General features: G+C 57.5%; 18 protein-coding genes, 1 tRNA gene and 2 pseudogenes. 12 read left to right on the top strand and 9 right to left on the bottom strand.

Going from position 1 to position 17,317, the window contains the following annotated elements; genetic code table 11:
- Positions 1-19 precede the first annotated feature (19 nt).
- The 3 genes from QPL98_RS10205 to QPL98_RS10195 all read left to right on the top strand — a co-directional run bounded on the left by QPL98_RS10205 (position 20) and on the right by QPL98_RS10195 (position 3,462).
- The gene (locus tag QPL98_RS10205) at positions 20-1,156 is read left to right on the top strand and encodes a murein hydrolase activator EnvC (RefSeq protein ID WP_235853725.1); all 1,137 of its coding nucleotides are present in this window, start codon (positions 20-22) and stop codon (positions 1,154-1,156) included.
- Between the two features lie 84 nt (positions 1,157-1,240).
- Entirely contained in the window at positions 1,241-2,647 is a 1,407-nt protein-coding gene (locus QPL98_RS10200) for a S41 family peptidase (protein ID WP_014422527.1), read from the top strand.
- On the top strand, positions 2,644-3,462 hold the full coding sequence (locus QPL98_RS10195) for a divergent polysaccharide deacetylase family protein (RefSeq protein WP_222448749.1): 819 nt from the start codon (positions 2,644-2,646) through the stop codon (positions 3,460-3,462). Before QPL98_RS10200 ends, QPL98_RS10195 begins: the two co-directional genes overlap by 4 nt.
- Here the strand turns inward: QPL98_RS10195 and hisF are convergent.
- The 5 genes from hisF to QPL98_RS10170 form a co-directional block, all read right to left on the bottom strand.
- Positions 3,459-4,232: an imidazole glycerol phosphate synthase subunit HisF gene (gene hisF, locus QPL98_RS10190; RefSeq protein ID WP_023008634.1), complete on the bottom strand. Its 774-nt coding sequence runs from the start codon at positions 4,230-4,232 to the stop codon at positions 3,459-3,461. The two genes, QPL98_RS10195 and hisF, sit on opposite strands and share 4 nt — an antisense overlap.
- A gap of 9 nt (positions 4,233-4,241) precedes the next feature.
- Positions 4,242-4,979: a 1-(5-phosphoribosyl)-5-[(5-phosphoribosylamino)methylideneamino]imidazole-4-carboxamide isomerase gene (hisA, locus tag QPL98_RS10185; protein ID WP_303293196.1), complete on the bottom strand. Its 738-nt coding sequence runs from the start codon at positions 4,977-4,979 to the stop codon at positions 4,242-4,244.
- A complete protein-coding gene (gene hisH, locus QPL98_RS10180; RefSeq protein ID WP_022990797.1) occupies positions 4,973-5,614 on the bottom strand; it encodes an imidazole glycerol phosphate synthase subunit HisH in 642 nt (213 codons plus the stop codon). Before hisH ends, hisA begins: the two co-directional genes overlap by 7 nt.
- A 27-nt stretch (positions 5,615-5,641) precedes the next feature.
- Positions 5,642-6,235, bottom strand: coding sequence for an imidazoleglycerol-phosphate dehydratase HisB (gene hisB, locus QPL98_RS10175; protein ID WP_011786615.1), 594 nt, complete (start codon positions 6,233-6,235; stop codon positions 5,642-5,644).
- A 102-nt stretch (positions 6,236-6,337) separates the two neighbouring features.
- Positions 6,338-6,799: an SRPBCC family protein gene (locus tag QPL98_RS10170; RefSeq protein WP_022990795.1), complete on the bottom strand. Its 462-nt coding sequence runs from the start codon at positions 6,797-6,799 to the stop codon at positions 6,338-6,340.
- Positions 6,800-6,995: 196 nt separating this feature from the next.
- On the opposite strand from QPL98_RS10170, the gene QPL98_RS10165 reads away from it, so the two are divergent.
- The 5 genes from QPL98_RS10165 to QPL98_RS10145 all read left to right on the top strand — a co-directional run bounded on the left by QPL98_RS10165 (position 6,996) and on the right by QPL98_RS10145 (position 11,645).
- Positions 6,996-9,221, top strand: coding sequence for an AsmA family protein (locus QPL98_RS10165; protein ID WP_303293195.1), 2,226 nt, complete (start codon positions 6,996-6,998; stop codon positions 9,219-9,221).
- Complete coding sequence (gene mutY, locus QPL98_RS10160; RefSeq protein ID WP_303293194.1) at positions 9,221-10,285, top strand: A/G-specific adenine glycosylase; 1,065 nt, start codon at positions 9,221-9,223, stop codon at positions 10,283-10,285. The genes QPL98_RS10165 and mutY overlap by 1 nt, the downstream gene beginning before the upstream one ends.
- A gap of 64 nt (positions 10,286-10,349) precedes the next feature.
- Positions 10,350-10,622: an oxidative damage protection protein gene (locus QPL98_RS10155; RefSeq protein ID WP_153741719.1), complete on the top strand. Its 273-nt coding sequence runs from the start codon at positions 10,350-10,352 to the stop codon at positions 10,620-10,622.
- A gap of 119 nt (positions 10,623-10,741) precedes the next feature.
- Positions 10,742-10,817: transfer RNA gene (locus tag QPL98_RS10150), tRNA-Phe, on the top strand.
- Positions 10,818-10,982: 165 nt separating this feature from the next.
- Positions 10,983-11,645, top strand: a complete 663-nt coding sequence (locus QPL98_RS10145; RefSeq protein ID WP_303293193.1) for a hypothetical protein — start codon at positions 10,983-10,985, stop codon at positions 11,643-11,645.
- A 10-nt stretch (positions 11,646-11,655) separates the two neighbouring features.
- Here the strand turns inward: QPL98_RS10145 and QPL98_RS10140 are convergent.
- Positions 11,656-11,784 (bottom strand): annotated as a pseudogene (locus tag QPL98_RS10140) (DNA polymerase V subunit UmuC); the annotation flags it as partial.
- Positions 11,785-11,894: 110 nt separating this feature from the next.
- Here QPL98_RS10140 and QPL98_RS10135 point away from each other — a divergent pair.
- The 3 genes and pseudogenes from QPL98_RS10135 to QPL98_RS10125 form a co-directional block, all read left to right on the top strand.
- Positions 11,895-12,331, top strand: a pseudogene (locus tag QPL98_RS10135) (transposase); the annotation flags it as partial.
- A 201-nt stretch (positions 12,332-12,532) separates the two neighbouring features.
- Complete coding sequence (locus QPL98_RS10130; RefSeq protein ID WP_001201003.1) at positions 12,533-12,895, top strand: cupin domain-containing protein; 363 nt, start codon at positions 12,533-12,535, stop codon at positions 12,893-12,895.
- A 23-nt stretch (positions 12,896-12,918) separates the two neighbouring features.
- Positions 12,919-13,482 (top strand): chlorite dismutase family protein, encoded by a 564-nt coding sequence (locus QPL98_RS10125; protein ID WP_001097412.1) that lies wholly within the window; start codon positions 12,919-12,921, stop codon positions 13,480-13,482.
- A 250-nt stretch (positions 13,483-13,732) separates the two neighbouring features.
- Here the strand turns inward: QPL98_RS10125 and QPL98_RS10120 are convergent, their stop codons facing one another.
- The 3 genes from QPL98_RS10120 to QPL98_RS10110 form a co-directional block, all read right to left on the bottom strand.
- A complete protein-coding gene (locus QPL98_RS10120; RefSeq protein ID WP_008175578.1) occupies positions 13,733-15,277 on the bottom strand; it encodes an IS66 family transposase in 1,545 nt (514 codons plus the stop codon).
- A gap of 75 nt (positions 15,278-15,352) precedes the next feature.
- On the bottom strand, positions 15,353-15,688 hold the full coding sequence (gene tnpB / locus QPL98_RS10115) for an IS66 family insertion sequence element accessory protein TnpB (protein WP_008175580.1): 336 nt from the start codon (positions 15,686-15,688) through the stop codon (positions 15,353-15,355).
- Positions 15,685-16,062 carry a transposase gene (locus QPL98_RS10110; protein ID WP_008175582.1) on the bottom strand — a complete coding sequence of 126 codons (378 nt, stop codon included), beginning with the start codon at positions 16,060-16,062 and terminating at the stop codon, positions 15,685-15,687. The genes tnpB and QPL98_RS10110 overlap by 4 nt, the downstream gene beginning before the upstream one ends.
- A 23-nt stretch (positions 16,063-16,085) precedes the next feature.
- On the opposite strand from QPL98_RS10110, the gene QPL98_RS10105 reads away from it, so the two are divergent.
- Positions 16,086-16,739, top strand: coding sequence for a site-specific integrase (locus QPL98_RS10105; RefSeq protein WP_303293192.1), 654 nt, complete (start codon positions 16,086-16,088; stop codon positions 16,737-16,739).
- Positions 16,740-17,317: the final 578 nt, after the last annotated feature.

Here is a 17,317-nt window from a genome sequence, read left to right as displayed (position 1 = left end):
CGCTCCGCCGGTAAAGGTGTTGCGTAAACTGACCGTCGTGGTGCTGGCCCTCACATTGGGGGCTGCACCTTTGGGCGCCCAGCAGGATGTGACCCCCGAACAGGTCGAGGCGCTGAAGGAGCGTATCGCCGACATCGACCGCTGGCTGGCCGATGCCGAAGAAGACCGGTCAACCCTTGAACAGCAACTGGCGGCCACCGAGCGCACAATAAGCACCCTGACCCGGGAACGCCGTACCCTTCGGCAGCAGGTCCGGGAACAGCAGGAGCGCCTGGCCGAGCTTCGCGCCCAGGAAAGCGAGCTGGCCAATACCCTCGAACAGCAACGGGAAAACCTGAAACTACAGATTCGGGCAGCCTGGATGGAAGGCGACGCGCCGGCTCTGAAAGTGCTGTTGAACGAGATTGAGCCCGGCGAAGTTGCCCGCACCCTGACCTACTATGAATACCTGAGCAAGAATACCGTCTCCCGCCTGGAAGCGTTCCAGCGCAGCCTTCAGGAACTGAAAGCCGCCCGCGCCGCCGTTCAGGCCACCCGCACCGAACTGGCCAAGACCGAAGCCGATCTGGAACAGCGCCAGCAGCAACTGACCCAGAGCCGGCAGGATCGGGCCAGAACACTGGCCGCCCTGAATGACGACATCCAGAACCGCCGTAGCGAGCGCCAATCCCTGGAAGCCGATCGCCAGCGCCTGGAGCAATTGCTGAAAGAGGTGCAGCAGGCCATTGCCAGCATTCCGGCCCCGAACGAATCCAGTCCGTTCAAATCCCGCCGCGACAAACTGCCCTGGCCCGCGAAAGGGCGGGTAGTCAGCAATTACGGCGCCGTGTACGCCGATGGCAAACTGCGCCGTAACGGCATCCTGATGAATACCGCCGAAGAGGCAGAGATCAAAGCCGTGCACTATGGCCGTGTGGTATTTGCCAACTGGCTGCGCGGGTTCGGGCTGATCACCATCATTGACCACGGCGATGGCTACATGACCCTCTACGGCCACAGCAGCAGCTTGTTCACAACCCCCGGTGACTGGGTGCGCCCGGGCGAGACCATTGCCCTGGCCGGACGCACCGGCGGCACCGAGGACCCGGCCGTGTATTTCGAGGTACGTAGCAACGGCAAACCCGTGAATCCCAGGAGCTGGCTGGGCAAGCCATAACAGGGCTGACAAACGGCGTTGCGGGCGCCATACTGTCCGGGTCAGGAACCAGTCCAACTATTGGAAACCAAACAGGATATGTGAATGAAACGGGCCAGAAGTACACTCAAGACCTCGCCATTGCGCACCATGATTCTTGCCACCTGTTGTTTCACAGCCCCCGGACTGGCCCTGGCGCAGGATCAGGACGCTCAGACCCAGCAGATTCTGGACTCCATTCAGAGTGGCGAGCGGGTTGAACTGAAACTTCCAGACCCGGAAGAACAACTGCCGCTGGAAGACCTGCGCAAGTTCACCGAAGTGTTCAGCCGCATCAAAGACGCCTACGTGGAAGATGTCTCCGACACCCAACTGCTCGAGAGCGCCATCAAAGGCATGCTGTCCGACCTGGACCCGCACTCTACCTACCTGGCCCCCAAGGATTACGAGGAACTGGAGGAAAGTACCTCCGGGGAATTTGGCGGGCTTGGCATTGAAGTGGGCATGGAGAACGGCTTTGTCAAAGTCATCTCCCCCATCGACGACACCCCGGCCCAGAAAGCGGGCGTTCAAGCCGGCGACCTGATCATCAAGCTGGACGAAAAGCCGGTGAAAGGAATGTCGCTGGAAGAAGCCGTTAACCTGATGCGCGGCAAACCCGGCACGGTGCTTACTCTGACCATCATGCGCGAGGGCGAAAGTGCGCCTATCGAGATTGATGTCACCCGGGATGTGATCAAAGTCACCAGCGTTAAATCCCGGATGATCGATAACGGCTACGGCTATGTCCGTGTCACGCAATTCCAGGCCGAGACTGGCCGGCAGTTCCTGAAAGCCCTCAGCGATCTGGAAGACGAACACGGCAACGATCTGGACGGCCTGATCATTGACCTTCGCAACAACCCCGGCGGTGTGTTGCAAGCTGCCGTAGAGACCGCGGATGCCCTGCTGGACGAAGGCCTGATTGTTTACACCGAAGGCCGTATCCAGAGTTCACGCCTGCGCTTCAGTGCCAAACCCGGCGACGTCATGGCTGGCACACCTATTGTCGTGCTAATCAACGGTGGCTCTGCTTCCGCGTCGGAAATCCTTGCCGGCGCGCTCCAGGACCATGAACGTGCGGTGGTGATGGGTACCCAGTCCTTCGGCAAGGGCAGTGTTCAGACGGTTATACCGCTGGACGAGACCCACGCCATCAAAATGACCACAGCCCGTTATTTCACGCCGGATGGTCGCTCCATCCAGGCCACCGGCATCAAGCCGGACATCGAGGTGCGCCCGGCGGAATTGAAAGAACTCGACAGCAGACCATTCTTCACCGAAGCCGACCTGAGCGGTCATCTTGAAGGGGAGAATGAGGAGGAGGCCCGCAAGGCCAGAGAACAGGCTGCGGAAGCACAGGCTTCTGCGGCCGACCGGGACTATCAGCTGCGGTCGGCCCTGAACCTGCTGAAGGGCTTGCACATCCTTAACCGGAAGAACGACAGCAAGCCGCAGGAAAACGCCCAGTGACTTTACGTTCTACCCTCGCGCTGCTGGCGCTTCTGGCCATCAGCCCTGTCGCTGCGTTTGCGTCAGGGCCGGGTGAACCCCAGCAGCCCACCATTGCCATCATTATTGATGACATGGGCCACAATCGGTACGAGGGCGAGCGACTGGCAAAGCTTGACCAGCCCCTGACACTGGCCTTCCTGCCTTACCGGCGCCACACAGTTCCCTTGGCGAAGCTGGCCCACGCCCAATCCAAGGAAATCATGTTGCACGCCCCGATGGCCAACACCCGCAACTTCGGTCTCGGCCCGGGCGGACTGACACCGGATATGGACGAGCCGACCATCACCACCACCCTGCGCCGGGCACTGCAGTCCATTCCCTTTGTCAGCGGTGTGAACAATCACATGGGCAGCCTGCTTACCCAGCAACTGGAACCCATGGACTGGGTCATGAAAGAGCTGGACCGCTACCCGGTGTATTTCGTCGACAGCCGCACCATTGCCAATTCCATCGCCGGCAGTGTGGCCGATGCCTACAACATCCCGAGCCTGACGCGCGATGTGTTTCTCGATCACGAACAGACGGAAGAGTTTGTCGACAAACAGTTCAAACTGCTGATTCAGACCGCCAGGGAAAAAGGCACGGCCATTGGTATCGGACACCCGCACAAGGTCACCGTGGATTATCTGGAGAAGCACCTGCCGATGCTGGATGAACAGGGCATTGCCATCGCCACGGTCAGTGGTCTCTGGGCCATGCGTAACGGTAATCGGGAGATGTTTGCGGAAGGTGAGAAGCAGGCCATTCGGCCTGCCTATGCACGCAGCAATTAATCGCGGACTTCGATGCCCTGAGCCTTCATAAAGGCTTTGGCTTCAGGGATGGTGTGCTGACCGAAGTGGAAGATGGATGCCGCCAACACCGCGTCTGCACCACCCTGGGTAACGCCATCCGCCAGATGCTGTAGCTCACCGACACCACCTGAAGCAATCACCGGTACGACTACCGCATCGCTGATGGCACGGGTCAGGCCAAGATCAAAGCCGATCTTGGTGCCATCACGATCCATACTGGTCAGCAGCAACTCCCCTGCCCCCAGCTCAACCATTTTCTTCGCCCACTCTACGGCATCCAGCCCGGTTGGCTTGCGACCGCCGTGGGTAAAGATTTCCCATCGCGGCTCCTCGCCTTCTGCGCTCACACGCTTGGCATCAATGGCGACGACAATGCATTGCCGGCCAAAACGCTCCGCTGCCTCCCGCACAAACTCGGGATTGAAGACTGCGGCCGTATTGATGGAGACCTTGTCGGCTCCGGCATTGAGCAGTTTGCGGATATCATCGACGGTGCGCACGCCACCGCCCACGGTCAGCGGGATGAACACTTCCGCCGCCATGCGCTCTACCGTTTCGTAGGTGGTATCGCGGCTTTCGCTGCTGGCCGTGATGTCCAGGAAAGTGATCTCGTCCGCGCCCTGCTCATTGTAGCGACGGGCCACTTCCACCGGGTCGCCGGCGTCGCGGATATCGACAAAATTCACGCCTTTAACCACACGGCCTTTGTCGACGTCCAGACAGGGGATGATGCGTTTTGCCAATGCCATTGTCAGTCCTCAGTTTTTCAGGCTGTCGCAATAGGCTTGCGCTTCCGCCACATCCAGAGTGCCTTCGTAGATGGCGCGGCCGGTGATAGCACCGATGACACCTGTGTCGGCAACGTTGGCCAGGCGCTTGAGGTCGTCCATGTTGGTAACGCCGCCAGACGCAATCACCGGGATGCCACCTTCCTCTGCCAGCTTGGCGGTGGCTTCGACGTTCACGCCCTGCATCATGCCGTCACGGGCGATGTCGGTGTAAACGATTGAGGATACGCCGTCGTTGGCGAAGCGCTTGGCAAGATCTACCGCCATGACTTCAGAGACTTCGGCCCAGCCGTCGGTGGCGACGCGACCGTCTTTCGCGTCCAGACCCACAATAATGTGGCCGGGGAATTCCTTGCACATTTCGGTGACAAACTCAGGCTCTTTAACCGCCTTGGTGCCGATGATGACCCACTGAACACCAGCCTTCAGATAGGCCTCAATGGTTTCCGCCGAGCGGATGCCACCACCAATCTGAATAGGCAGATTCGGGTACTTCACCGCAATTGCCTTTACGATCTCACCGTTTACCGGTTCACCGGCGAAGGCGCCATTAAGGTCAACCAGATGCAGGCGACGGGCGCCAGCCTCGACCCACTTGGTGGCCATGTCGACGGGGTCGTCACCGAATACGGTAGAGTCTTCCATGCGGCCCTGGCGCAGTCTTACGCATTTGCCGTCTTTCAGATCGATAGCGGGGATAATCAGCATGTTCCGGTCCAGTTCGTAAAGTTTTCCAGCAACTGCAGTCCCGCCCGGGCACTTTTCTCAGGGTGGAACTGCACTGCAAAGATGTTGTCTCTCGCCACCGCTGCCGCCAGGTCGACACCATAATGGGTGCGGCCAGCCATATCGGCGTTGCCTTCGGCTTCGGCGTAGTAGCTGTGCACAAAGTAGAAGCGATCACCGTCCGGAATGTTGTGCCAGAGCGGGTGGTCCAGCGTGTGGTACACCTGGTTCCAGCCCATGTGGGGCACTTTCAGGCGTTCGCCGTTTTCGGTGAGGTTGTCGCCGAAGTAACGAACTTCAGACGGGAACAGGCCGATACCTTCCACACCGCCGTTTTCTTCGCTGCGGGCCATCAGGGCCTGCATCCCAACGCAGATGCCGAGGAATGGGCGGTCCTGGGAGACTTCTTTGACGAGCTCAACCACGCCCAAACGGTGCATTTCGGCCATGCAGTCACGGATGGCGCCTACACCGGGCAGAATCACCCGGTCAGCTTCACGGATTTTGGCGGCATCGTCTGTAACCAGTACGGTGCAGTCCGGGGCCACGTGCTCCACGGCTTTGCGGGCGGAATGCAGGTTGCCCATGCCGTAGTCGATGATGGCGACGGTCTTCATGGTGGTTCTATTCCTATCGGTGACCGGTTACAGGGCGCCTTTGGTGGACGGGGTGATGCCCGCCATGCGCTCGTCCATTTCAATCGCCATGCGCAGTGCGCGACCGAAGGCTTTGAACACGGTTTCGATCTGGTGATGGGTGTTCTTGCCCTTCAGGTTGTCGATGTGCAGGGTCACCATGGAGTGATTCACAAAGCCCTGGAAGAACTCTGCGAACAGATCGACGTCAAACCCGCCCACGCTGGCGCGGGTGTAGGGTACGTCCATGAGCAAACCGGGGCGGCCGGACAGGTCGATGACCACGCGTGACAAAGCTTCATCCAGGGGCACATAAGCGTGGCCATAGCGGCGAATGCCTTTTTTGTCGCCCACAGCCTGCTTGAAGGCCTGGCCCAGAGTGATGCCGATGTCCTCCACGGTGTGGTGGTCATCGATGTGCAGGTCGCCCTTGCAGGTAATATCCAGATCCACCAGGCCGTGGCGGGCAATCTGGTCCATCATGTGTTCAAGGAAAGGCACACCGGTGTCGAAATTGGCTTTGCCGGTGCCATCGAGATTGATCTCGACGGTAATCTGGGTTTCGAGGGTATTGCGTTCTACCCGAGCCTTGCGTTCGGCCATGGAGACTCCGTTGAAAACTGGCTTGCTACCGTAAACTTTGTTTGCGGATTATACCTGTTAACTCAACTGGAGTCCCGCAACCGGATCAATCACCCTGATAGCTCAGAACGCTTTTTTCAGGTTGGCCATGTAGGTGTCCACGAGGCTGTTGAACTCGTGCTTGATCACCGGGCTGATGGCCAGCTTGAGCAGGCTCGGCAGGGGAACGGTCAGCTCTGCGCTGGTCTGGAATCTTACTGCGGTAGCGTTGTCGCCCTTGGCACTCAGGGTCCAGGAACCACTGACAACCCCGTTGCCCTCGCCTTTGATGGGCGACCAGGTGATCTTGCCGGCCTCTTTGTCAGCGTGGTAGGTGCAGGCGTAAACCGATTGAATAGCGTGTTTGTCGACGCCCACTTTTTCCATTTCCCAGCGGTAGGCGTTATCGCCCAGGTCCACCAGTTTATCGACTTTCGGGAAGTGGCTGGCAGATTTGGGAACGTCTGCCAACAGATCGAAGACTTCATCATAGCTCGCCGGAATTTCCAGATCCCGGTTCAGCTCAATCGATACGGTAATGGCCACAGCCGACTCCTTCTTATGTTTATTTGTGCCTCGGGGCTGGCTGCCCCGGCGGATAAGTTGGGGGTGTATTTTGACCCAAGACTACCGCATTGTCATATTCCTGCACTGTTAATTTGCTAACCCTGCGTTATCCTTTGCTTTATTCACGCAATAAAACGCCGGCTACCAGCCTGCCGACAGGAAAAGGAACCCAGCCATGAAAGCTATCCGCTATGCGATCTACGCCGTTATTGCGCTGCTGTTACTGGCAGTGGCCGCCGTCGCCATTGCGGTTGCGGTGATCAACCCCAACGATTACAAACCCCAGATTGAAGCGGCTGTTGAGAAGCAGACCAATCTGGACCTGATGCTGGAGGGCGACATCGGCTGGTCTTTCATTCCTCTGGGCCTGGAGCTGAATGAGGTAGAGGCCAACCTTGACGGCGAGAGGTTTGTCGCACTGGAGCAACTGATTGCCCAGATTGATTTCTGGTCTCTGATTGCCATGTCTCCGCAGGTAAACACCTTCCTGCTGAATGGCCTGGATGCCCACCTGGAAGTTAACGAGCAGGGCGAAGGCAACTGGACCCGGATAATGCGGGAGCAAAACGCCACCGCAGAGGCTGGCACCGATGCTGCCGAACAACAACCCGTCCAGGAAACCGCCGAGCCTGAGCCACAATCCGCCAGCGGTGAGGCTCTCAACTTTAATGTCGAGAACGTTGAAATCAGTAACGCCAGCGTTCACTACAACGATCTGAGCACTGGTCAGTCCGTTACGCTGGAGGACTTCACGGTGACCGCCAGTGATATCACCCTCGGTTCCGAATTCCCCCTGGATATCCGCTTCCGTGTTGAGACCAGCCAGCCGCAGTTTGCGGTTGACGGAAGCATAAACGCCCGCATCCAGGCAAACCAGGCGCTCAACGAATTTGCGGTATCTGGCCTGAACGCGGTATTTGATATGTCGGGCGAGCCGTTTGGTGGCGAATCGGTGACCGCAGAACTGGCCGGCTCCCTGGCCGCCAACCTGGAAAACGAAACCGCGTCCCTGAGCGACTTCTCCGCCAGCCTGGCCAATCTCAGCCTCAATACCAACCTGAATGTAAAAGGCTTTGGCGACAAACCGGCTCTGGACGGTCGCATTGAGATTTCCGAGTTTTCCCTGAAGGAGCTTCTCAACAATCTGGGACAACCCGCTATTGAAACCACGGACCCTGAGGTACTGAAAGCGATCGCGCTATCGACCAACCTGGGTGGCGAGCCCGGCGTTGTCGCGCTGTCTGACCTTGTCATTACCCTGGATGATACCCGCTTCAACGGTGGCGGCAGCTACAACCTCGCCACAGGTGGGCTGGTGTTCGACCTTGAGGGTGACAAGCTGAATGCTGATCGTTACCTGCCGCCCTCGGCCGAAGGCGATTCGCAAGGAGCAGGCAACGGCGAAACACAGACCGACAGCAACACTCAAACAACTGGGGCATCCCAGCCTGAAACCGACCTGCTGCCACTGGACACTCTGCGCACCCTGCTGCTGGACATTGATTTCGGCCTGGGCGAGCTGATTGTCAGCAACCTCACCATCAACGACATCGCCGCCAGCACCACCGCCAAAGATGGACTGCTGCAAGTGGACGAATTCAGCGGCAAGCTCTATTACGGCAGCTTTGGCGCCAACGCCACCATCGACGCCCGTACCGACAACCCGAAATGGCGCATCCGCTCGGACGTTACCAACGTACGGACGTTGCCGTTGTTAACCGATCTGGCCGAGGTAGACATGCTCTCTGGCGGTGCCAATATGAAAGTGGCTGTCGATACCACTGGCAACCGGATTTCTGCCCTGCGTGAAAACGCCAACGGCGAGATCAGCTTTAACCTGGCCGAAGGCGAGTTCCGCCAGATGAACCTGACCCGTATGGCCTGCCAGGGTATCGCCCTCGCCAACCAGGAATCCCTGACGACTACCGACTGGGGCACGACTACACCATTCAACGACATGCGGGGCACACTGAAAATCGACGGTAACACCCTGAACAACACCGATCTGGTCGCGGCGCTTGCGGGCATGCGCCTTGAGGGAAACGGCACCGTTAATCTTGAGCAAACCGACCTGGACTACGAACTCGGCCTGCGCATAGTTGGTGAAATTCACCGGGACGAAGCCTGTCGCGTGACCGAGTATGTGGAAAACGTGGTCATTCCGGTGGAATGCCGGGGCAACTTCGCCGAAGACCCGGCCGGCTTGTGTTCGTTTGACGGCTCCCGCTTCCGGGATACCCTGAAAGACATTGCGGCCAACGCTGCCAAGGCGAAAGCCCGCGAAGAAGTGGATCGCGCCAAAGAAAAAGCAGAAGAGAAGGTGCAGGAAAAACTGAAAGAGAAGCTGGGCGAGGATGCCGGCGAGAAGGTGAAGGACGCCCTGAAGGGACTGTTCAACTGATGCCGGACCGTTTTGCCGACAAACTGCTTCGCTGGTACGACCAACACGGCAGGCACGACCTGCCGTGGCATCACAACCGCAACGCTTACCGGGTGTGGGTGTCGGAGATCATGCTCCAACAAACCCAGGTAACCACGGTGATTCCCTACTTTGAGGCGTTCATGGCCCGTTTTCCCGATGTGCACGCCCTCGCCTCCGCGCCAGTCGATGATGTGCTCGGCCATTGGTCCGGCCTGGGCTATTACGCTCGGGCACGCAACCTGCACAAGGCCGCAAAACAGGTAGTGGATGAGTTCGACGGCGAATTCCCGGCCGACCAGGAGCAACTCGAAAGCCTCACAGGAATTGGCCGCTCTACCGCCGCCGCCATTGTCGCCCAGGCCTTTGAAAAACGCGCAACCATCCTGGATGGCAACGTAAAACGCGTGCTGGCGCGCTACCACGCCGTGCCCGGATGGCCGGGACAGACTGCCGTGCTGAACCAGCTCTGGGTGCACGCGGAGAGCCACACGCCAGAAGCCCGAATCAAAGACTACACTCAGGCGATCATGGACCTGGGCGCCATGGTGTGTACCCGCAGCAAACCCGGGTGTGAGGCCTGCCCCGTGAAGGATGGCTGCCTGGCCTACGCCCGTGACGAGATTCGCCTGTACCCCGGTTCAAAGCCCAAGAAGGAAAAACCGGAAAAAACCACCTGGATGCTGATCCTGGAGGATGCCGAAGGCCGTATTCTGCTGGAACGCAGGCCACCCAGCGGCATCTGGGGCGGCCTGTGGAGCCTGCCCGAACTGGACCCGGCCTATGGCGCAGATGAACTGCAGGACGCCTGTGCCAGGGAGCTGGGGCTGAACTGCCACAACCCGGAACCCATCAGCGGTTTTCGCCACACCTTCAGCCATTATCATCTGCACATCCAACCGGTGCGCCTGCCCGTGGCCGGCAACACCCAGGTTCGCGATTCCGACCGCTTGCGCTGGCTGCACCGGGATGAAGCCCTCAGCCTGGGACTGCCTGCCCCGATCCGAACCCTGCTGACGGAACCCGAGCAAGCCACCCTGCTGTAACCAAGCCAAGGTGCCGGATGGTCTGTTATCATGCCGGCATACTGACCTCAGCACAGGAGCCGACATGAGCCGCACTGTATTCTGCCGCAAGTACCAGAAAGAACTGGAAGGCTTGGCCATGCCCCCGATGCCCGGCCCCAAAGGCCAGGATATCTACGAGAATGTATCCAAACTGGCCTGGGAAGAATGGCAGAATCAGCAGACCATGCTGATCAACGAAAAACACCTGAGCCTGATGGACGTGAACAACCGGAAATACCTGCAGGCGCAGATGGACCGGTTCTTCAACAACGAGCCGTTCGACCAGGCCGAAGGCTATGTACCGCCTGAAAAATAGGACGATTGATCAAGGCCTGAACAACCGGCAAAAACTTCCGAAAATTTTTGCCGGCCGGCCTTGACTCCCAACCCCTAAACCGGTTTAATAGCGCCCCGTTGCAGCACACAGCTCAACACGCCCGGATAGCTCAGTTGGTAGAGCAGGGGATTGAAAATCCCCGTGTCGGTGGTTCGATTCCGCCTCCGGGCACCACTAATATCAAGCCGAATCAAGAACTTACCATGAGTAAGAGTTGATTCGGCTTTTTAGTTTCTGGCGACGCCAATACGCTCTGATACGTTGGTTTACGCTGGATTACGTTGGCGCCCTTCCCCTCCATTCCCCCTTCTAAATACCTTCAAACAATTGGAGGTATCAGTGACTACAGCAGTCAAGAAACGCACAAGCACATTCAGCGAGAAAGCGAAGAAAGAATTGGCTCCGGGTCAGGAGATCAGCGAGAACGGTATTATTTATCGCAAGCGCAAGGATGGATGCGGCACCTGGCGCTACGACTTCACCCAATCCGGCATCAGACATAAAGGCGTTATTGGGTCTGACCGCGATGGCGTGACTCTTAGCCAGGCTCGGGATGTCGTCTCAGAAATTCGAGCCAAGGCAATCACCGAGCGCATGAGTGGTCGCACGGGTCGCTCTACACAATCCACCCGCCTATTTAGAGAGGTCGCCAAAGAGTACCTGGATTGGAGTGAAACCCATCACCAAGACCACAGGCACAACGTCAGCCGGATGAACAACCACCTGCTTCCCCGGTTTGGCGAACGCCGCCTGGGTGACATGACCACAGCGATGATCGAGACCATGCGTACCGAGCTGCGACGCGCCGAGGTAAGTGCCCAAACAATCCAACGAATTGTAAGCTTGCTTTCCTGCACGTTCGATTTCGCACAAAAGTCAGACCCGAATCTCGATAACCCAACGACACGACTCAGCCGCGTAAAGCATCAAAAAAAGGAGGTTGTACCGTTTACACGCGAAGAAACAGACGCCCTCCGTAACCGTCCGGTGATTCCACCTTGAGCCAAATCGCCTGCCGACCAAAAGGCTCGAAGCTTACCACCCGGTCGATTCCGGTCAGATCCAGAAACGCCTCGTCGATGGAGTAGACATCCACTCTCGATGCCAGAGCTTCCAGGGTCGTCATCACCCGCCGGCTTATATCGCCATTTGTGTGGAATAGAGAATCAATTGGAACGGGGGCTTTGCTCGCCCCCCCTTGAACTTCTCATACCCAACCTGTTTGGCTATAGCTACTGAGGAGATCGCGGTGGCCCACCAAATCTTCCGGTCATCCTGTTCAATTACACCGCTAGCCGTACCCAGGAGGTGCCGCAGCGCCTCCTGGAGGCAGAAAGGCGTCGAGCGTATAGGTTGCTGGGCATGCGCGGCGCAAGTTCATCAGAAAACTCAATCCAAGGGCAAGATCGGCCGAGCGGAGATGGCACTGACTCTTATCAACAAGCTCTACGGCATCGAGCGCGACATGGAAGAGGCGGGCGATGCCCAGCGATACCAGACGCGCCAGTCGCAAAGCCAGGCTTTCCTGGAGCAACTGAAAGCTAGGCTGGACAAAACCCCTCCCCAGGTCACGTCGTCAAAGTGCCTTGGGCAAGCAATCAATTGCCTTGCGAGCAACTGGTTAAAGCTGATCCGCTACATCGAAAGGGGGACACCTGCCCATCGACAACAACCCTGCCGAGCGGGCGAGCCACCTTCTCATGTACATATGACCAAAGCGTCGCCCGTCTCCTCCCGTTATGTCATGCCTACCCACGACGGAGTATTGACGGTCTCTGTGCGCCAGAGCATAGTTTTCCCGAAGGGCGCTTAGGTACATATCTTCATGTGCTGTCCAGGCGCAGTTGCGTTTAGAGTACGTGTCCAATCAGTTTTAAATGGGTGTGAACATGAGAGCAGAAACTGAATCGCGGATTTTTTCGGTGGATGAATATGTTCGTCCGTCTAACGGCGAACCGATTCGTTCGGTTGTTCTGGAAACCAATGACTCTGTCGTCGTTGTTTGGCACGCCCACCCTGGGCAGGAAATAGCTTCCCATGTACATCCTCACGGCCAAGATACTTGGACGGTTATCTCAGGTGAAGCCGAATATCATCAAGGTAACGGCATAGTCACTCATCTTAAAGCTGGAGATATTGCGATCGCAAAACCTGGGCAGGTACATGGTGCAATGAACTCTGGCCCCGAACCTTTTATATTTGTTTCAGTGGTTGCGCCGGGCAATGCCGGTTTTGCGTTGGCTGAGAAATAGGCGAAAGGCCTGAGAGGAAACTGATGAATACACGATTATTTACGTTCGCTGGTGGAGAAACGGGTGTTTGGCGCGTTGTTCGGATGGATGCCGTGGCGGGAGCCCCTCTCCCTGGAATCCCCCGGCTCGACGTAGCCGCTGGCTCTGTTTCGCCGCAGCCTTTGGGCACCAAATGGCTTCTTCGCGGGATAACGAGTAACGAGCGTTATGTCGTGCGTGAAGAGAAGGATCGTCTCGTGGCGAAGCAGCCAAGTTTGGGTCGAGCAGAGGCCACCTGTGCCGCCCTGATCCCTATCCGGAAAAACCCCTCATGGTGGGGACTGGCTCAAGACGAACGCCGGAAGATTTTTGAGGAGCAGTCCCGTCACATTCACATTGGGCTCCAATATCTCCCTGCTGTGGCCCGTCGTCTCCACCATTGTCGGGACCTGGGCGAGAGCGAACCCTTCGACTTCTTGACGTGGTTCGAATATTCCCCGTCTGATGAGCCGGGCTTTAACAGGCTTTTGGCCGAACTCCGGGCCTCGGTGGAGTGGAAGTATGTCGACAGAGAAATCGACATCCGGCTAGTGCATGAGCCGGCCTAGTATCAGGTTTAACTGCGATCTCCGTGCGGCATACACCTGCGACACCCGCAGCCCAGCAAAGCCCGGAAAATCTAGTGTGTCTAATAACTTAGGAGTAACACGACACGTATGCCTAGCGAGCCACCAGTCGCTTGGGAAATTTTCTACTTATGGCCTCCTCTTTCTCTCATCGATCTCCCAGGGCATATCCTGCCGTCTAGAGTTGGCACCTTGTCCAGCTTTCGAAGAAGGCTCTCCATACACGTCCGGCCTACACCTTGTTAGGTATGGCCGGTTTCCAGTTGTGGGGCAATAGCTCGTCGATGGCGTTGTTCTTCTGTGTCGGCAGGCGAGTCAGCACATCCTTCAGGTAGGCATAGGGATCATGCCGATTCAGCTTCGCTGACTGTATTAGGGTCATGACCGCAGCCGCACGTTGACCACTGCGCAGTGAACCCGCAAACAGCCAATTGCTGCGCCCCAGCGCCCAGGGTCGGATCTGGTTTTCCACCCAGTTGTTGTCGATGGGCACAGCGCCATCGTCCAGGTAGCGCGTCAGCGCTTCCCAACGTTTGAGGCTGTAATCCAGGGCTTTGGCCGTGCCGGAGCCATCCGGCACTTTCTGGCGATGGGCCAGCATCCACTGATGCAGCGCATCGGCAAGGGGTTTGGCTTTGGTTTGCCGGATTTCCCGCCGCATATCCGGTGGCAGATCTTTGGTTTCCCGCTCGATCTCGTAGAGTCCACCGATGTATTCCAAGGCCTTGGCCGCCAATTCGCTCTTGTTGGCCTCGTGCAGGTCATAGAACTTGCGCCGGGCGTGGGCCATACAGCCGATTTCGGTAATGCCGTTGCCGAACCCGGCCTTGTAGCCAGCGTAATCATCACAGACCAGCTTGCCCCGCCAGTCACCCAGGAAGGTTCGGGCGTGTTCGCCTGCACGGCTGGGTGCGAAGTCGTAAATAGCTGCCTTCAGGTCGGCAAACGGTGTGGTGCAGTAGGCCCAGACGTAGGCCTTGTGGGTTTTCTTCTTGCCCGGGGCCAGCATGCTGACCGGGGTTTCATCGGCATGCAGAACACTGTGTTCCAGCAGAGTATTTCTCAACGCATCCACCAGCGGCTGCAACTGCACACCACAGGCACCCACCCATTCGGCCAGGGTGGAGCGCGGGATTTCCAGGCCGGCACGGCCGAACATGCGTTCCTGACGGTACAGCGGCAGATGGTCGGCATACTTGGCCACCAGCACCTGGGCCAGCAGGCCAGCGGTGGGGATGCCTTTGTCGATCACCTGCGGTGGCACCGGTGCCTGGATCAACGTCTCGCAGCTGTCGCAGGCCCATTTGCCCCGGATGTGACGTTCAACGGTGAACTCACCCGGGACATAATCCAGCTTCTCGCTGACGTCTTCGCCAATGCGCTTGAGCTGGCAGCCACACTGGCATTGAGTATTTTCTGGCTCGTGGTGGATCAGGGTGCGGGGCAGTTCCGGTGGCAGCGGTGTGCGTTTGGGTTGCTGCTTTGGCCGAGCGGCTTTCTGCTCCTCGGTCATCGCCTGTTCCAGTTCGACCTCGATGGAGGCCAGGTCGCTGTCGATCAGTTCGTCCAGCAGTTTTCCCTGAACCGCGTCCAGCTGCTCGCTACGCCGGGCGTACTTATGGCGCTTGAGAATGGCCACTTCGTGGGTCAGCTTCTCGATGACCGCATCACGGTGCACCAGAGCCCGCTCTTTGTTATCAACACGATCAAACAGTTCCGTAGCGAGAGCACGGAGCTGACCGGCAGAGAGTTGGTTGATGTCGGGGCGCTGAGTCATGCCCCTTAGTATGCCAAGCCCTTGTACTGCAAGCGATTCGCAGTTCTGGCTATGGCGGTATTGCTCAGCTTGTGGTTACAGGATTGAGATGACGCCATCGGCCCCAATACGTTGCCATGGCAGGCCCTGAACGAGGGCGGATAACTGTTCTTCGGTCAGACATAACTGTTTGCCTCGCCAGGATTCGCCCCAGTGGAACTTGCCCCGGTTTAGACGACGGGCACACAGCCAGATGCCGAGGCCATCATGGATCAGCACCTTCATCCGGTTGCCTCGCTTGTTGGCAAACAGGTAGGCGCAATGGGGTCTGGCCGAACCGAAGACCTGAACGACTCGTGCCAGAGCTTTATCCGGTCCCGCCCGCATGTCCAGCGGTTCGGTGGCCAGCCAGATCTCATCAATGCGGATCATCCCAACAGATCCCGCAACAAGGCGGCACACTGGTGGGCCTGCTCCGCAGGCCACTCCACGACAACCGCGCCACTGGCGCGGGGAATCTCGATGCGGATGGTGCTACGCTTGTCCGAGACCGAGTGGTGGCTCCGTGCTGAAGTTGCTGCTGGCAGATTGACCGGCACGAACTCCGGCGTTGTCGCTGGTGCTTTAGGCACTCGTCGCGCCTCCTTGATCCAGCGTCGGACCATGTTGGCGTTGAGGCCATTACACAGAGCGATCCGGGAGACGGATGCGCCCGGATCTCGGCACTGGGCGACAATCCCGGCTTTGAATTCCCGGGAAAACCGGCGACGGCGTTGGCAGGGTTTGGTTACGCTTAATTCGTTCATGTTAAGTGTCCACTAGAAAATAAGTGGACACTATCCTGACGACGGCAGCGCCAGGCTCAAGATGGGATCACCGGACGCTTACCGCCCTCCTCAATATTGGCGCAATTCAGTACAACACAGTCACGCGTGGTCCCAACAAGGGTAAGAAAACTGAGAACAAAGCCAAAACGGCTGAGTTCCGGGCAATGATTGGGCTTTCTCTCTTCGCCGGACTCAGGGCGTCAGAAGCCTTGGGACTGACGTGGGAAAACGTCGATCTGGAACGGGGGCTAATTCGAGTAAATCAGGTTGCGATGGAGGGCACCATCCGGAACTCCACGAAAACCTATAAGCCTCGCGTGGTGCCTATAACAGGCTCATTGAAGCCACTGCTTGAAGACCTCAGACAGCACCACATTCAAGCCCAAAGAGAGACTGGACTGCTGCTATCGAGAAACGGAGTTGACCCCTACAACCAAATTCCAGTGATGTTTGGTCGCGTGAGAAAACAAGCGGGCGTCACATCCGAAAAAGGTCATCATGCACTACGACACACCTTTGCAACGCGAGCCTCAGAGAAAAATATCGACCTCAAAACGATTCAACGATGGTTAGGACACGCGAGCATCGCCACAACGATGATTTACGTGCATTCGACAGAAGAGCATCTGGAGTCAGCGGCAAAGCTTCTGGATTGATGAGCCATTCTGGACACTGTAGACGTTATTGCTAGGGTGCATTCGGTGCTTGGCAGAATCGTGTCCAAGATCAGAGGTTATATGCTACGCTCTCCTGACCCCCATAGAAGTGTGGGGCGACAACACTCCGACGGGAGTGGAAATCAGGTTCTTAGGGAACTAACGGGTGCCCAGTACTTCAATGGGGAAGATGCTCCAAGGCTTCGACCAAATGGAAACTTACTTTTGCATGGTTGTACCCGTGGGAAGCCCGTTCATTGGACGGGCTTTTTGTTTTTATGAGTAATCGTTTCGAAGACTATCTTGCGCTGGTCATAGAAGAGGAAGCCCAAAAGCTAATCGACCGCTACCACGCGTACCACAACTTTCTTCATCTAGAGCACAAACGTAACAAGGAGAGGGTTCTCGACGCGCCAGATAAGGAGGTAAAAACTCCCGACTATTGGCGAATCGATCTTAAGGAGGGTCTGATTAACGCCTGATTTATCGCTGAATCGCTTTTCAACTCGAAAAAAAGCCATTCAAGCGCGATTTTGGCGTTATCACCCTCTGTTTTGTTCGATTTTTGCCTATTTCCC

The organism is Marinobacter sp. ST-43 (genome assembly GCF_030541085.1).
Lineage (GTDB): Bacteria > Pseudomonadota > Gammaproteobacteria > Pseudomonadales > Oleiphilaceae > Marinobacter > Marinobacter nauticus.
The sequence above is the reverse complement of the archived record's forward strand: the minus strand, read 5'-3'. Positions and strand labels throughout refer to the sequence as shown.

What these genes read in the sequence shown, in the direction of transcription:
- QPL98_RS10120 (WP_008175578.1), bottom strand. Translation starts at nt 15,277, where the DNA reads ATGACTCAGCGCCCCGACATCAACCAACTCTCTGCCGGTCAGCTCCGT.
- hisH (WP_022990797.1), bottom strand. Translation starts at nt 5,614, where the DNA reads ATGAAGACCGTCGCCATCATCGACTACGGCATGGGCAACCTGCATTCC.
- tnpB (WP_008175580.1), bottom strand. Translation starts at nt 15,688, where the DNA reads ATGATCCGCATTGATGAGATCTGGCTGGCCACCGAACCGCTGGACATG.
- QPL98_RS10200 (WP_014422527.1), top strand. Translation starts at nt 1,241, where the DNA reads ATGAAACGGGCCAGAAGTACACTCAAGACCTCGCCATTGCGCACCATG.
- hisB (WP_011786615.1), bottom strand. Translation starts at nt 6,235, where the DNA reads ATGGCCGAACGCAAGGCTCGGGTAGAACGCAATACCCTCGAAACCCAG.
- mutY (WP_303293194.1), top strand. Translation starts at nt 9,221, where the DNA reads ATGCCGGACCGTTTTGCCGACAAACTGCTTCGCTGGTACGACCAACAC.
- QPL98_RS10110 (WP_008175582.1), bottom strand. Translation starts at nt 16,062, where the DNA reads ATGAACGAATTAAGCGTAACCAAACCCTGCCAACGCCGTCGCCGGTTT.
- QPL98_RS10130 (WP_001201003.1), top strand. Translation starts at nt 12,533, where the DNA reads ATGAGAGCAGAAACTGAATCGCGGATTTTTTCGGTGGATGAATATGTT.
- QPL98_RS10165 (WP_303293195.1), top strand. Translation starts at nt 6,996, where the DNA reads ATGAAAGCTATCCGCTATGCGATCTACGCCGTTATTGCGCTGCTGTTA.
- QPL98_RS10125 (WP_001097412.1), top strand. Translation starts at nt 12,919, where the DNA reads ATGAATACACGATTATTTACGTTCGCTGGTGGAGAAACGGGTGTTTGG.
- hisF (WP_023008634.1), bottom strand. Translation starts at nt 4,232, where the DNA reads ATGGCATTGGCAAAACGCATCATCCCCTGTCTGGACGTCGACAAAGGC.
- QPL98_RS10155 (WP_153741719.1), top strand. Translation starts at nt 10,350, where the DNA reads ATGAGCCGCACTGTATTCTGCCGCAAGTACCAGAAAGAACTGGAAGGC.
- hisA (WP_303293196.1), bottom strand. Translation starts at nt 4,979, where the DNA reads ATGCTGATTATCCCCGCTATCGATCTGAAAGACGGCAAATGCGTAAGA.